This is a genomic window from Mesorhizobium sp. M2E.F.Ca.ET.209.01.1.1 (assembly GCF_004010375.2).
GTDB lineage: Bacteria > Pseudomonadota > Alphaproteobacteria > Rhizobiales > Rhizobiaceae > Mesorhizobium.
This window is the reverse complement of the sequence record NZ_SADP02000006.1, coordinates 269326-283211: the sequence shown is the minus strand read 5'-3', so window position 1 is coordinate 283211 and position 13886 is coordinate 269326. Positions and strand designations below refer to the sequence as shown.

The 13886-nt window shown below is 61.2% G+C and carries 10 protein-coding genes; 5 read left to right on the top strand and 5 right to left on the bottom strand.

The window, feature by feature from the left end; translation table 11 throughout:
* Nucleotides 1-71: 71 nt before the first annotated feature.
* Nucleotides 72-1247 (bottom strand): ABC transporter substrate-binding protein, encoded by a 1176-nt coding sequence (locus EN852_RS14530; RefSeq protein ID WP_127875698.1) that lies wholly within the window; start codon nt 1245-1247, stop codon nt 72-74.
* Between the two features lie 176 nt (nt 1248-1423).
* Between EN852_RS14530 and EN852_RS14525 the strand changes: the two genes are divergently transcribed.
* From EN852_RS14525 to EN852_RS14505, 5 genes are all read left to right on the top strand, one after another.
* On the top strand, nt 1424-2152 hold the full coding sequence (locus EN852_RS14525) for a GntR family transcriptional regulator (protein WP_127875851.1): 729 nt from the start codon (nt 1424-1426) through the stop codon (nt 2150-2152).
* A gap of 94 nt (nt 2153-2246) precedes the next feature.
* Complete coding sequence (locus EN852_RS14520) at nt 2247-3614, top strand: aspartate aminotransferase family protein (RefSeq protein WP_127875699.1); 1368 nt, start codon at nt 2247-2249, stop codon at nt 3612-3614.
* A complete protein-coding gene (locus EN852_RS14515; RefSeq protein WP_127875700.1) occupies nt 3614-5353 on the top strand; it encodes an acetolactate synthase catalytic subunit in 1740 nt (579 codons plus the stop codon). Before EN852_RS14520 ends, EN852_RS14515 begins: the two co-directional genes overlap by 1 nt.
* On the top strand, nt 5353-6132 hold the full coding sequence (fabG, locus tag EN852_RS14510) for a 3-oxoacyl-ACP reductase FabG (RefSeq protein WP_127868221.1): 780 nt from the start codon (nt 5353-5355) through the stop codon (nt 6130-6132). Before EN852_RS14515 ends, fabG begins: the two co-directional genes overlap by 1 nt.
* Nucleotides 6133-6178: 46 nt before the next feature.
* A complete protein-coding gene (locus EN852_RS14505) occupies nt 6179-7594 on the top strand; it encodes an amidohydrolase family protein (protein WP_189545939.1) in 1416 nt (471 codons plus the stop codon).
* Nucleotides 7595-7903: 309 nt separating this feature from the next.
* Here EN852_RS14505 and EN852_RS14500 read toward each other — a convergent pair whose 3' ends face one another.
* The 4 genes from EN852_RS14500 to EN852_RS14485 are packed head-to-tail and all read right to left on the bottom strand — an operon-like array spanning nt 7904 to nt 13880.
* Nucleotides 7904-8251, bottom strand: a complete 348-nt coding sequence (locus EN852_RS14500; RefSeq protein ID WP_127868219.1) for a hypothetical protein — start codon at nt 8249-8251, stop codon at nt 7904-7906.
* Between the two features lie 24 nt (nt 8252-8275).
* Nucleotides 8276-11365 (bottom strand): efflux RND transporter permease subunit, encoded by a 3090-nt coding sequence (locus tag EN852_RS14495; RefSeq protein ID WP_127868218.1) that lies wholly within the window; start codon nt 11363-11365, stop codon nt 8276-8278.
* Nucleotides 11362-12435 (bottom strand): efflux RND transporter periplasmic adaptor subunit, encoded by a 1074-nt coding sequence (locus EN852_RS14490; protein ID WP_127868217.1) that lies wholly within the window; start codon nt 12433-12435, stop codon nt 11362-11364. Before EN852_RS14490 ends, EN852_RS14495 begins: the two co-directional genes overlap by 4 nt.
* A complete protein-coding gene (locus EN852_RS14485) occupies nt 12435-13880 on the bottom strand; it encodes an efflux transporter outer membrane subunit (protein ID WP_127868216.1) in 1446 nt (481 codons plus the stop codon). The genes EN852_RS14490 and EN852_RS14485 overlap by 1 nt, the downstream gene beginning before the upstream one ends.
* Between the last annotated feature and the right edge of the window lie 6 nt (nt 13881-13886).

Here is a 13886-nt window from a genome sequence, read left to right as displayed (position 1 = left end):
AAAGTTGAGGGACAACATTTCAGGATCGCCAAGCCTGATGGCTTTGGCAGCCCTGGCGTTCGGAAATCAGTTCAGCTCGCGATCCACATGCTCCAGCGCTGCAAAACCTTCTCGCGGTTTGCGGCAAGCCATTCGCGGTCGACACGAACGATGTTTGACCAGTTGGCGGGCTGCAGCACACTTGAGGCCTTGGCATCGGCCGGCAAGAAATCGAGGGCTCCGCGCTGAGCCGTCGAGCCGAAAGACTCCGCCGCGAATTCGGCATGCGCCTTCGGGCGCGTGTAGATGAAATCGAGCAGCGCAAGCGCGGCGTTTGGATGCTGAGCCGCTTTGGTCACAGCCCAAAATGCTGCATCCAGCGGCGCACCGTTCCAGCTGATGCCGAGCGGAATTCCCTCGCCGCGCAGCCGGAAGGCGCGGCCCGAAAACAGCATAGCCATCACCACTTCGCCCGTACGAAAGATCTGCTGGCTCTGGTCGCCGCTCTTCCACCATACCGTCACATGCGGCTTGATCTCGTCCAGCTTGCGAAAGGCGCGATCGATGTCCAGTGGGAACAGCGCATCTCGGCTGACGCCATCCGCCTCGAGCGCCGCAATTAATGCCCACCACGGATTGCCGATGTTGGGTAGCGCCCTCGGCCCAGGGAAGGCCTTCACGTTCCAAAAATCCGCCCAGCCGGCCGGCTGTGCCTGGCCTTCGGGAAAGCTGCGTTTGTCGAAGGCAAGAACGCCGCCTCCTATATCAAACATCACGCCCTCGCGCAGACATGAACCGTCGACACCCTGGCTGGCCACGTCCGGCAAGCCGGCGCAATCACCAAGATCACGAAGCAGGCTCGTGACGTCGGGGGTCAGCGAGTCGATCGAAAGGGTGATGACGTCCCATTCAACCTTTCCAACAGATGTCATGGCCTTCAGCTTGGCGAGCTTCTCGCCATAGCCACCGCCGGTCGGGACGACCTCTATGCCCGTGGCTTCGGTAAACGGGAGATAGAAGTGCTTCTTGACCAGGTCACCGTAGGCGCCGGTGCCGCCCGCGACCACGACTTGTCGCTCGCCCGCCTGGCGCGCGCGTTCGACGAGCCCTTCGAAGGGGGCCGCCATGACGAGCTCAGGCAAGGCCAGGCCAATGCCCGCCGCCGCCGCACCAGAGGCCAGGCCAAGCAGTTTGCGCCTGTTTATCAGCCCTTCCGCGACTCCCAATTTGTCCATCCGTTCATCCTCCCGGCTGCAGGTCGTCCGCACGCCTTTTTAAAATATGAAATTTGGTGTAACAAACGCTTCATATTTCTGTCAAGTCACCGAACACCATTTTGACCCTCTGGCGCGGGCCACAGGCCAAGACTAGGGTTCCAAACGTGTTTCACAGCGAGTCGGCGGGAGCATCTCCCGCGATCGCACGCAGGACAGGATGGTTGGCGATGTTTGCTGCGTCAAAAAAGGGCAAGGAAGCGCTTCCTGGCGATCTTGCCCCGATTGGGCGGCACAGCAGCCTCGGCGAGAGTGCCTACGCGGCTTTGAAGGACTCGCTTATTCGAGGGGCACTGCAGCCAGGCACCAAGCTTACGCTTCGTTCGGTCGCCCAAGTCCTCGAGGTCAGCACCACCCCGGCACGGGATGCCATCACACGGCTGATCGGGGAGGGAGGGCTGATCAATGCCGGCCCCAAAACGGTCATTGTGCCCTATCTCAGCCTTCCAGACCTCGATGAGATCACTGCAATTCGCCTGTCCCTGGAGGGCTTGGCGGCCGAGCAGTCGACCAACCACGTGACCGAGGCGGATATCCATGAACTGGAAGAGTTACAGCAGCGCATCAATCGTGGTCTGGACGAGGGCCGATACACGGATGTGCTCGATGCCAATAAGGATTTTCATTTCCTGATCTATCGCCGTTCCGGCATGCGCCGGCTTGTAACCATCATTGAATCATTGTGGCTTCGCATGGGCCCGGCGTTCAACGGCCTCTATCCGGAGTTCGCGCAGTCGCGCACTGGCGTTTCCAACCACTTGTGGGCTCTGCGTGGATTGCAGGACCGGGATCCCGCAGCGGTGCGAGCGGCAATCGAAAACGACATTCGCAGCGGCTACCGCCGCCTGTCGTCGCAACTCGGTGCCGCTGGCGATCAACAAGGAGAGCTGGTCACTTAAACTTTTTTGTTGCATCAAATATCAAAATCTGCTTCTCCTCCGCCGTGTCCTGAGGACGCGCCCTTTGATGTGGCGACCATGGAGGTGAGGTGTGATGCCTGTTTCGGCCAGTTTACAGACGTCTAAAGCAGCGGCCTTTCCGCCTGGGCCGCATTCGAGCGCTTTGTTTGAGCGCGCGCATGCCGTCTTCCCGGACGGAACGACGCGCGTCACGGTCGAACGCGACCCGGTTCCTCGCTACATTGCCCGCGCAGAGGGAGCGTATTTGACCGACGTCGACGGTAGGCGCTTCCTCGACCTCAACCTGAATTTCACCACGCTCATTCACGGGCACGCTTTCGAACCGGTGCGCGCGGCCGTCGAAAGCCAGATGAGGAGCGGCACCTGCTTTGCCAACCCAACGGAGGCGGAAGTCGAGCTCGCTTCCGTCCTATGCGCCCGCGTGCCTCGGCTGGAGCGGATCCGCTTCGTCAATACAGGCACTGAAGCCGTCATGTTCGCGATCAAGGCGGCCCGCGCGTTCACCGGACGATCACGCATCGCCAAGATCGAAGGCGCCTATCATGGAGCTTATGATTGGGTGGAAGTGGCTCAGGCAAGCGTCCCCGAAGACTGGGGCCTCCCGGACAGCCCGGCGGCGACGCCCTATTACCGCGGCATGCCGGCTGCGGTGCTGGATGATGTGGTGGTGCTGCGGTTCAACGATGCGGCTGGAACGCGCGAATTACTGAACCGGCGCGGTAGCGAAATCGCGGCCGTGGTTATCGATCCGATGCCGAGCCGGGCCGGGCTCATCGCCCCCGAACCGGAATTCGTTGCCGCTCTCCAGGAAACGGCCCGCGAGCATGGGATTCTCGTCATCAGCGACGAGGTCCTCAATTTTCGTCAGGACTATCACGGCGCCTCGGCACGCTATGGCCTCCAGCCGGACCTGTTTGCTTTGGGCAAGATTATTGGAGGCGGTTTTCCGATTGGAGCGGTCGGAGGTCTGGGCGAAATCATGAGCGTGTTCGACGGCAGCCGCGGCCGGCCATTGCTTCCGCAAGGCGGGACGTTTTCGGCGAATCCGATCTCCATGGTGGCAGGCCAGGCCGCGATGAAGGCCCTCGATGAAATCGCCTTTGCCCGGCTTGAACGGCTGGGTAACCAACTGCGGAACCGCTTGGAGGACATTATCGCACGTGCAAATGCGCCGCTTAGCATTACCGGGGCGGCTTCGCTCTTCCGCATCCACCCGAAGCCAACGCGTCCACGCGAGTTCCGGGAAGCGCATTGGAACCCGGCCGAAACCAAAGTCATGAAAGAGATGTCCCGCTTTTTCGCGGGAAACGGCATCGTTCTTCCACTTGGCGCAGCGGCCTGTCTTTCGACGACCATGGGGGAGGCGGAAATCGAGACGATCTCCGGCGTCTTTGAAGCATTCCTTTCTGAAAATTCCGCCCTCCTCGAGGAGATTGCGTGATGTCGGCATCTCGCGAAACCGTCGCCGAGCGTATCGCCCTTGCATTAAAGCGCCACGGCGTCGAGCTCATTTTTGCACAAAGCCTTCCCTCAGCCGTCGTTCTCGCATGCGAGGCGATCGGCATTCGACAGATCGCCTATCGCCAGGAAAATATGGGCGGCGCCATGGCTGACGGATATGCGCGGCGGTCGGGCCGTATCTCGGTCGTTGCCGCCCAAAATGGCCCGGCTGCAACATTGCTGGTCGCCCCGCTCGCCGAAGCGCTGAAGGCCAGTGTGCCGATCGTGGCGCTTGTCCAGGAAGTGGAGCGGCCCAATTTCGATCGCAATGCCTTCCAGGAGCTTGACCATATCGCCCTGTTCCAGCCTTGCGCCAAGTGGGTCAGGCGTCTCATCACCGCGGACCGCGTGGATGATTACGTCGACGCGGCCTTTACCGCGGCTGGAAGCGGCAGACCTGGCCCCGCGGTGCTGTTGCTGCCGGCGGATCTGTTGCGGGAGGTGGCCGTCGAATCCGGACATCCACGCACCGCGACGCTCGGCGCTTGGCCGATTGACAGATCGCGACCGAGCGACGAGGCGATTTCTGCTGCCGCCCTATTGCTGGCACAGGCACGCCAGCCGGTCGTCATGGCCGGCGGCGGGGCTCTGACAACCGGCGCGCCGCAGGCGCTTGCTCGCTTGCAGGAAGTCGCGCACTTGCCGGTGATGACGACTCCCATGGGCAAGGGCGCGGTGAACGAAACGCACCCGCTTTCCCTTGGCGTCCTCGGTCCACTTACTGGTCCGGGATCGATCGGGCGGCACTCGAGGGGCCTTCTCCAACAGGCTGATGTTATCCTCCTTATCGGGACGCGGACAAATCAAAACGGGACTGACAGCTGGCGCTCCATTCCGAAGTCAGCGCGCCTCATTCATGTCGATGTCGATCCTGCGGAAATTGGTCGCAACTATGAGGCGCTCCGCCTTGTCGGTGATGCAGCCGAAACGCTCACCGCTCTCACCGACACGCTCAGCCTTTGTGACCTGTCGCGGCGCTTGGCGGGACGCAATCAATTGGAGCGAAAGATTGCCGGGATGCAGGCAGCGTTCGAGTCGGAGCGCGGGCGGATTTTGGCGCGCCATCCGAGCTCGCTTCGACCCGAGCGAGTGATGATGGATCTGCAGCACTGCCTCACGCCGACCATGACGGTGGTTGCCGATGCCAGCTACTCCTCCATGTGGGTGGCCGGTCAACTAAGGGCCCTTGCCGTCGGCCAGCGTTTCCTCACGCCGCGCGGTCTCGCTGGTCTTGGCTGGGGGCTACCTATGGCCATTGGCGCCAAATTGGCCAATCCTGATGCTCCTGTTGTCGCCCTCGTCGGCGATGGCGGTTTTGCCCACTCCTGGGCCGAACTCGAAACAATGATGCGCCTGGGCATCGCCGTTAAGGTGATCGTCCTGAAGAACGGCGTGCTCGGCTACCAAAAAGATGCTGAGACGGTGAAGTTTGGCCGCTACACCAGTGCTTGCCATTTTGCGCCCGTCGACCATTCGGGGCTTGCCAGGGCTTGCGGCTGCAGCGCCGTCCGGGTCGAGAACCAGGAAGAGGTCCTGCCAGCGCTGCAGACGGCCCTTGCTGCCGACGAACCGTGCTTGATCGAGATCATTACCGATCCCGATGCCCATCCGCCTCTATCTTTGTATGACGGGACGCTTGATGCGGCTGAGCCGTCTCCTGCTTTTGCGGAGGCTGTCTGATGGCGGAACTTGGCGAAGAGATACCGGTTGCGGTGATCACTGGCGCCTCGAGCGGTATCGGCCTTGCAACTGCCGACGCGCTCTTGCGGGCAGGTTATCGTGTCGCCTTCTTCAGTCATCAGCCGGAACGGGTTCAGGCTGCCGCTCGCGCGCTGTCCGCCTCCTACGGGATAGAGCGAATAAGGTCGGCGGTGGTCGACCTGCGAGACCCAGAGGCAGTGCGACGGTTCTTCGGCGACCTCGCCGCCCATTGGCCGACTCCATCCGTCCTTGTCTGCAATGCCGGCTACTCGCCCAAACGCAATGGCGGCCGAATCCCGATTGCTGAAATCGACCTTGCCGACTGGAATGAAGTGTTGGGGATCAATCTGACCGGTGCGCTGGTTTGCTGCCAATGCGTTCTGCCGGCGATGGCCGAGCGCCGATACGGACGCATCGTCTTCATCGGTTCGCTCGCTGGTCGTACGATGCCAAGGATAGCTGGTGCTGCCTATACCGCATCCAAGAGCGGGCTTGCCGGTCTCGCGCGATCAATCGTCAGCGAATATTCCCCGTTCGGCATCACCGCCAACACGATCACCCCCGGTCGCATCGTGACGGACATGACGGGTCCCACGGATTCGCTCGTCAACAAGGAGGCCCTTACACGCATTCCCATCGGCAGGCTCGGTCGAGCAGAGGACATCGCCCGTGCAGTTGCTTTCCTGGTCGCGCCGGACGCCGACTTCCTGAACGGCGCGGTACTCGACATCAATGGAGGCGAATTCACGCCCCCATGAATCCTTCAGCGCTTGTCGAGCCAGCCACAAAATTGGGATGATTACCATGCCCTTTGCAACGAACGCCTCAGGGGTGCCAGGCGGCTCGAATGAGCCGCAACGCTGTGATCTCATCGTCCACAATGCAACAATCCTCACGGTGGACGCTAATGATCGCGTTGTTCGGACCGGCGCGCTTGCCGTCCGAGACGGACGCATCGTCGCGCTTGACCGGCAAGAGAAGATTTTCGCCAGCTATGCCTCGGACCAGTTGTTCGATGCGGCAGGAGGCGCGGTCCATCCGGGGTTCATCGACGCCCACGTTCATGTCTCCCAGTACACGGCGCGCAGCGTTTTGCCCCTGATGGAAGGGACCTCCGTTACCATGGGGCACTGGAAAGGCGAGCTGACCCCAGAAGATGAGTATGCAAGCGCCCGTTTGGCTGCTCTCGATTACTTGCAATGTGGCTATACCGGCTTTGTCGATCCTGGAACTGTCTTTGACCCTGATGCAGTCGCGGCCGTTGCTGATGAAGCCTGTGTCCGCATCTGGCTCACTGACCCTTACGTCGCCGATGGTGGCGAGGCGCTGGCCGCTGATTTGCCTGAACTGGTCAGCGAGAACTTTCTCGCCCGCTGGCCGCGAAACACTGATGAAGCGCTGAAGAGACTGGGGGGCCAGCTGTTTCGCAATCGCAACCCGAACAGCCTGGTGAAAGCCTTCGTCGGACTCTACGGCGAGGCGACCGATTCACCCGAACTCTACCAAGCCGCCCTGAGCCTAGCCCGCGATCGCGATGTGAGATTTCAAGAGCATCTTGGATATCTTCCGGCCTTTCAGCTGAAACGAGAGAAGGCGCTTGGGCAGCCACTGCTGAGGTGGTTCGAGGAACGTGGGTTCCTGGATTCTCATGTCACGTTCACTCACATGAACCTGGTGCGCGAAGACGAGATTTCGCTTTTTGGCAAATATGGGCTGCGAGTCGTCTGGTGCCCTTGGGGCCAGTTGCAGATGCTCGGCAAAGACGGGGCGCAGCCGCGCATGGTGGAGCTGCACCGGGCCGGCGTAAAGGTTGGAATTGCAAGCGACATTCCTCGTGTTGCCGACTTCGATGTCCTTGGAAGCCTGGCCGCCTCGGCTGCCGCCGCCTCGGGACGGTCGGCAATGCCGCGTGAGATTCTGCGCATGCGCACGCTTGGCGCCGCGGCGACGATCGGTGCCGACGGAGAGCTAGGCAGTCTCGAGGTCGGCAAGCGCGCCGACTTCGTGGTGCGGTGTCCGAACGCTTCTGTGAATTTCGGCTTCGATCCGGGCCTAGAGCTGGGAGTGATCGGCGGCCGTCACACCGTGAAAGCGGTGTACGTGGGCGGTCGTCAGGTCGTCGATGGCGGGAAGGTCGTCACGCTGGATGAAGACGCGGTCATTGCCGCAGCGCATCGCTCGGCGCGCGCGCTTGCATCCAGGACAGGCCTTCGCGCCTGAGGCCGATCAGGCAAGGTGACGGCGGGCCGCAAGGCCTCGCACTGACTGGCGGGCGCGAGCTATCACGGCGGGCCTGACGGGCGTTGAGAGTTCTCGCCAATCGCCGTAGTCCGTTGTTGCTCGTCTGATTAATCTCCATGTGCCATTAAACGCGCTCAGGCCACTTGCCTGCGGCACACAATGATCGCCCTGCACTCCAATTCCGTTGTCGCAAGTAAGCGGGCAGACACGGCCTCCGACCGCCCTCAGCCTTTCCAGAATTTCCGCCGTTGGTTCCAGCGATGCCAGGCTGACACCTTGCCGATCCGCCTAGGCTTTGCGGCTGCTGGCCGCCCACTCTCCGTTAGCCCGGCTCCAAAGGCATCCTATGCGCAAGAGTTCCCCTTGGGTGGCGCGCACAAGTTCGCTTGCGTCTGGCGTGGGAGCCGATGACTGGACGAGCCGGTCGCGACATTCAAGGCTTGCTAGTTCGGTCCCTTTGGCGCCGTCGTTTGCGTTAGTGGCGCGCTCCGCCTCTGGCAGCTGCGCGTGCCGTTCGGTTTCCATGCGCTTCTTGATTGCGTCGATCTTCAACCTCGCAAGGGCGGCAAAGACGCCGTCCGGAAATTGCTGCAGATATGCCTCGAAGAAGCTTTTGTCGGTCGCGGCACCAGTCATCGGTACAATCAGGATGGCTGGTGACTAGTTATCAGCTGCGACCAGGTCCATTTTCCGTGATCCAGTTCGCCGCCGCACAAGACGCTTGAGGATCTCCAATAGATCATCGGTGAAAGTAAATACCACGGGAATAACGACAAGGCTGAGGACGGTCGAAGTTATCAGGCCGCCGATCACCACGATCGCCATGGGTTGGCGGAAGCTCGAGTCGCCGCCGCTCAGACTGAGCGCGACAGGAAGCATTCCGCACCCCATGGCGACAGTGGTCATCACGATCGGACGGGCGCGCTTGTGACAAGCGTCGATGAGCGCGTCCAAACGCGTGAGCCCCGTGCGCCGCAACATGATGGCATACTCGACGAGAAGAATGGAGTTCTTGGTCACAACGCCCATCAGCATCAGCAGGCCGATAACCACAGGCATTGAGAAGCTGGTGCCAGTCAGCACAATTGGCAACAGCGCTCCCCCAAGCGACAAAGGCAGGGCCATGAGTATGGTGATCGGCTGCAGAAAGTCGTGAAACAGCAAGACGAGCACGGCGTAGATACAAAAGACCCCAATAGCCATTGCGATCGCGAAGTTGTCGAAGAGCTCTGAGCTGCGCTCCAATTCGCCCTGCTCGACGAGCTTGACGCCTTCGGGCAGGTTCTGGAGCGCAGGCAGCGATTTCGCCTCGCTATACACATCGCCAAGGATCCGGCCGTTGAGCTCGACGGAAAGCGTGATGTTGCGTGAGCGGTCGATACGGCTGATCTCAGAAGGGCTGCCGCCGACACGAATCTCGGCGACTGAACCTAAGTCGACATTACCGCGGACACCGGCAACACGCAGACTTGCGATATCGCCGAGTGTCTTGCGGCTTTCGGGGTCGAAGCGAACACGAATGGGGATCTGACGCTGTGGCAGATTGAGTTTTGCGAGCGACGAGGAATAATCGCCGCTCGTCGCCACGCGTACAGCCTCGGAGATCGCCTCGGCCGTGACGCCAAATGCGGCGGCGTGATCAAAATCCGGGATGATCTGGATTTCGGGTGCCTGCAGAGAGGCGCTCGAGGTGACTGCGCCGATCCCCTTGAGCGTGCGTAACTGCTCTTCCAATGCCCAGGCAGCCTGCTCGAGAGCGTCGGAGTTGTCGCTGGCGAGAGCGATCGTCAATGTCGTGCCGTTGCCGCCTGATCCCACTGCTGTCCTGACGCCGGGCAGGACGGCGAGCGCTTGTCGAATGTCGTTTTCGATTTCGGTCTGTGTCTTGCTGCGCTCGCCGATCTTTTTGAGGTCGACGACAAGGGAAGAGGTGGACGTGTCGAGAGTGGTCGAAGATTCCAGCAGGTCACTCGAAGAGGCAGTGCCCACGGCGGAAAATATCTGCCGCACTTCAGGCAGGCCGGAAACGATATGCGCTGCCTGCCGAGTTAGAGCGTTGGTCTGTTCGATTGTACTGCCCGGCTGCAGGGTCAGGGTCACCTGCGCCTGGGCGTCGTCCGAGGGAGGCATGAAGCCGGCGCTGAGGAAAGGGATCGTCGAAAGCGAGAGGCCCAGAAACAGGCACACGCCAAGTACAGTGAGTGCACGGTGACGAAGGCTGGTCTTCACGAAAGCCAAGTATGCCCGCATGGTCCAGCCATCTCTTTGCCTGGCAGGATGCGCCTTCATCATGTAAGCGGCCATCATCGGTGTCAGCAGGCGCGCCACAAGCAGCGAGGCGAGAACCGCTACGGCCGCGGTGACACCGAATTGGCGGAAAACCAGGCCTGGAATTCCGCTCATGAAGGCAGTCGGCAGGAAAACCGCAACGAGCGTAAAAGTCGTGGCGATAACGGCAAGTCCGATTTCGTCTGCGGCCTCGAGGGCGGCCTCCATTGGTGGTTTTCCCATTTGCATGTGACGCGCAATGTTTTCGATCTCGACGATTGCATCGTCGACGAGGATGCCAACGACAAGCGAGAGCGCCAGCAGCGTCACCGTGTTCAGGCTGAAATCAGAAAGGTAGAGCACCAGGAAGGTCGGAATGACCGACAGCGGCAGCGCAACCGCTGAAAGGAAGGTCGCGCGCCAGTCGCGCAGGAAGAGCCAGACGACGATGACCGCCAGGATGGCGCCTTCGTAGAGCATGTGCATCGAGCCGTCATAGTTTTCGATGATCGGCCCAATCGTGTTGTATGCCTCGGCGATTTCGACATCCGGGTTGGCGGCGGCAAAGTTTTCAACCGCCGCCTGGATGGCGGACGCGACGCCCGTGTCCGAGAAACCATTCGATCGTTTGACTTGAACAGCAATCCCTGGTTTGCCATCGAGGTAGGCCATTGAGGACCGCTCGGCGAAGCCGTCCATCACGGTGCCGATTTCATCGAGCCGTACCAATGATCCGCTTGGGAGCGGGATTGCGAGCGCCTTCAGTTCTTCGATGGAAGAGACGGCGCCAAGCGTGCGGATTGACTGTTTGCTGCCGCCGACCTCGGCCCGGCCGCCCGACGCGTCCGACTGCATGGCCTTGAGCTGTGAAGAGACGGTCGCGGCGCTGAGGCCAAGCGAAGTCATGAGCTGCGGATTGAGATCGATATGAACTTCACGGTTGACGCCGCCGATCCGGCTGACTTCACCGACGCCGGCCACGGACAAAAGAGCCTTCGTCATTTCGTTGTCGATGAACCAAGACAGTTCCGTCTCGTTGAGACGGGCGGAGCGGACCAAATAAGTGCGCAAAGGCGTACCCTGCACGCTCACCTTCGTCACGCTCGGCGTCTGCATTCCGGCAGGCAGGTCACCTGCTGCACCGTCCACGGCGTTGCGCACCTCATTGAGGGCGGCCTCACTATCCTTTCCCAGGTGGAATGAGACGTTGATGCTAACTGAGCCATCCGTGATCGTCGTCGAGACGTGGTCAAGGAGTGTCAGCGACGCGAGCTTGTCCTCGATTTTGCGCGCAACTTCCGTTTCAAGTTGTGCCGGCGCGGCGCCCTCGAGGCTGGCGCTGACATGGATCGTAGGCAAATCCATGTCGGGAAAATTCTGAACCGGCAGTCGATTGAAAGCGAGCAGACCGCAGGCGGCAAGCAGGACGAACAGCAGGATCGAGGGAACTGGATTGCGGATTGACCAGGTGGAAAAGTTCATCGCGCCTCTCCCTCCACCCTGACGAGCGCCTTGTCTGACAAGAAGGCGCCGCCGGTCGCCACCACGTCTGCGGAGGGGTCGACGCCTGACAGGATTTCGACTTCGCTGCCTCGGCGGCGGCCGATGTCGACACCGACCCGGGTCGCTCGTTTGCCGGCATCAACTGTGAAGACGTAAGCGTTGCCGTCTCGCATCACGAGCGCTGTTTCCGGCACTGTGAGCGCCGAAGTTGTCTCAAGCTCGACCTGGCCGGTGACATAAAGCCCAATTGGCGGATGAGCCTGGGGCGGCAGCGCAACATAGGCCAGAGCCCGACCAGTGTCCGTGCTTACCGTCGGTCCGACCAGGCGAACAGTCCCTTTAAACTGACGGCCGCTCGGACTGACGATGCTAGCCATTTGACCTTGCTTGATGCGGGACAGATAACGTGCAGAAACTTCGGCCTGCCATTCGATACGTTGCTGACGCACGAGGCGATACAGCTCTGTTCCAGGCGAGACAACGGCACCGAGCTGTGCCGAGCGGGACGTGATCAGCCCGTCATCCGGCGCGGAGATCACTGTCTGGTCGAGCTTGATTTTCTGGCTTTCCAACGAGGCTTCGGCCGACTCGACAGCCGCTTGCGCCGTCTGCTCGGCAATAAGATAGTCGGATATCTTCTCATCAGATAGCGCGCCACTTCCCTGCACCTTGCGAGCGCGTTCTGCATTTGCGTCCGCTTTGGCAAGGTCGACCTTGGCGGTTGCCAGCGCAGCTTGGGCCTTGCGCAGCTCCGCGCGCGCACTTTCATCAGCAAGCCTGACAAGCGGCTGACCTTTCGACACAATCGACCCGACATCGACAAGGACGTCGGTGACGCGCAGATCTCCGATTTCCGCCGATATGACCGCCTCATGCCATGGCTTCAACCAGCCGCTGGCCGGGACTGTTTCTGGCCATTGCCGCTCTGCGGGCTTCACGACAGCAACGGTAAGTGCCGGCGCTTCGGTTTGCTGGGCAAAGGCGAGCTTCACGCTCGAAAACGAGGTGCCTCCCAGGAGGAGGGCAAGGAGAATGAATGTCGGTCGCATCAGTGCGGCTTTTCTTCGGGAGTTGCTTCAACGGACCTCGGGTCGTTCCAACCGCCGCCGAGCGCTTTGTAAAGGGCGATCCAGTAGCGTGCCGCGTCACGGCGAGTCTCGATGAGTGAAACTTCTGCAGCCTGGGCCGAACGGCGCGCTTCCTCGCGATCGAGCAGGCTGACACCGCCTGCCCGCCAGTTAGCATCAACGGCTTTGAAATACGCACGATAGCTGCGGGCAGCAGTGGCGGCGTCGCCGATCTGGCGCCGTGTACTTTCGATCCGCACGAGCACAGTCTCCACCTCGGCTATGGCACTCAAGACGCCCGATTTGTAAGTAGCCACCGCTGCATTGTGGGCTGCTGCGGCACTGCCAACCGCGGCGCGGCGTGTCCCGCCATCGAAGAGCGGAATGGAAAGCGCCGGACCAAAGGACCAGGGAACCGCGGCCCCGGTGAGTGACGAAGATCCGATCGTTAGCGAGCCGCCAAGGCTGAGGCTTGGATAGAGGTCGGCTTTGGCAGCACCGATTTCTGCCAGCGATGCGGCGACCTCAAGTTCCAGCGCGTTGATATCGGGACGCTGACGCAAGGCCTCTGCCGGGACCGCAGCTATTCGGAAGGCCTTGGGCGTCGGAATGCCTGGCTTCCCCATCGCCAAAAGGCTGCGGGCGCGCGGCTCGTCACCCCCGGCCAGGCGTGCGATCGACTTGATGAGAACTTCACATTCGGCCCGCTGAGCAGTCAACGTGGCGGCCGATGTGGCGGCCCCAGCCCCGGCGAGCGCTAGATCGGCGCTCGATGCAAAACCGGAACTTTCTGCCGTTTGCATTGCTCGGATGGTCTCGCGTTGTGAGACGAGCTCTGCGGCATACGTCCGCTCCAATTCACGGCAGGCCCGATACTGGATGTAATAGTCAGCTACTTCGGCCGCGAGCGAAACGCGTGCACCATGCCAGTCGGCCACTCGCTGCTCAACGCGTAGGCGCGCAGCCTCGCTCTTCTGCCGGGCCTTGCCAAACAGATCGATCTCCCACGATGCATCCAGGCTTGCGCTGGCTGTTGTGGCCGGCGGGACTTTGTTGGCTTCTGAGCCGCCGGTCGCCGAGCGTGTGATTGCCCCCGCGCCAGTCAGAGCCGGAGACAGACTTGCCTGAGCGGTGACCAAAGTGGCGCGCGCGCTCTCGATCTCTGCCAAGGCAGACTCAAGACTGGGACTGGAGCTTTGCGATGCAGCGAGAAGTCCCCTCAGGGATCTGTCGGAAAATGTCGACCACCACGACAGCAAGTCGCCGGTCCGACCGCCGTGAGGGACGGTGGCATGCCAGACCTTGGCGACTTTTACCCCAGGCGGTTGCAGCGCGAAGTTGGTCGTGCAGCCTGTCACGAGCAGGCAGGATGCCGCTGCGACATTGAGGCTGACGATTTTAAAACAGGATAAGCTTAGTCGGGACATGTTGTG

Coding starts and splice junctions, on each gene's coding strand:
- EN852_RS14525 (WP_127875851.1), top strand. CDS start 1,424: ATGTTTGCTGCGTCAAAAAAGGGCAAGGAAGCGCTTCCTGGCGATCTT.
- EN852_RS14520 (WP_127875699.1), top strand. CDS start 2,247: ATGCCTGTTTCGGCCAGTTTACAGACGTCTAAAGCAGCGGCCTTTCCG.
- EN852_RS14515 (WP_127875700.1), top strand. CDS start 3,614: ATGTCGGCATCTCGCGAAACCGTCGCCGAGCGTATCGCCCTTGCATTA.
- fabG (WP_127868221.1), top strand. CDS start 5,353: ATGGCGGAACTTGGCGAAGAGATACCGGTTGCGGTGATCACTGGCGCC.
- EN852_RS14505 (WP_189545939.1), top strand. CDS start 6,179: ATGCCCTTTGCAACGAACGCCTCAGGGGTGCCAGGCGGCTCGAATGAG.
- EN852_RS14500 (WP_127868219.1), bottom strand. CDS start 8,251: ATGACTGGTGCCGCGACCGACAAAAGCTTCTTCGAGGCATATCTGCAG.
- EN852_RS14495 (WP_127868218.1), bottom strand. CDS start 11,365: ATGAACTTTTCCACCTGGTCAATCCGCAATCCAGTTCCCTCGATCCTG.
- EN852_RS14490 (WP_127868217.1), bottom strand. CDS start 12,435: ATGCGACCGACATTCATTCTCCTTGCCCTCCTCCTGGGAGGCACCTCG.
- EN852_RS14485 (WP_127868216.1), bottom strand. CDS start 13,880: ATGTCCCGACTAAGCTTATCCTGTTTTAAAATCGTCAGCCTCAATGTC.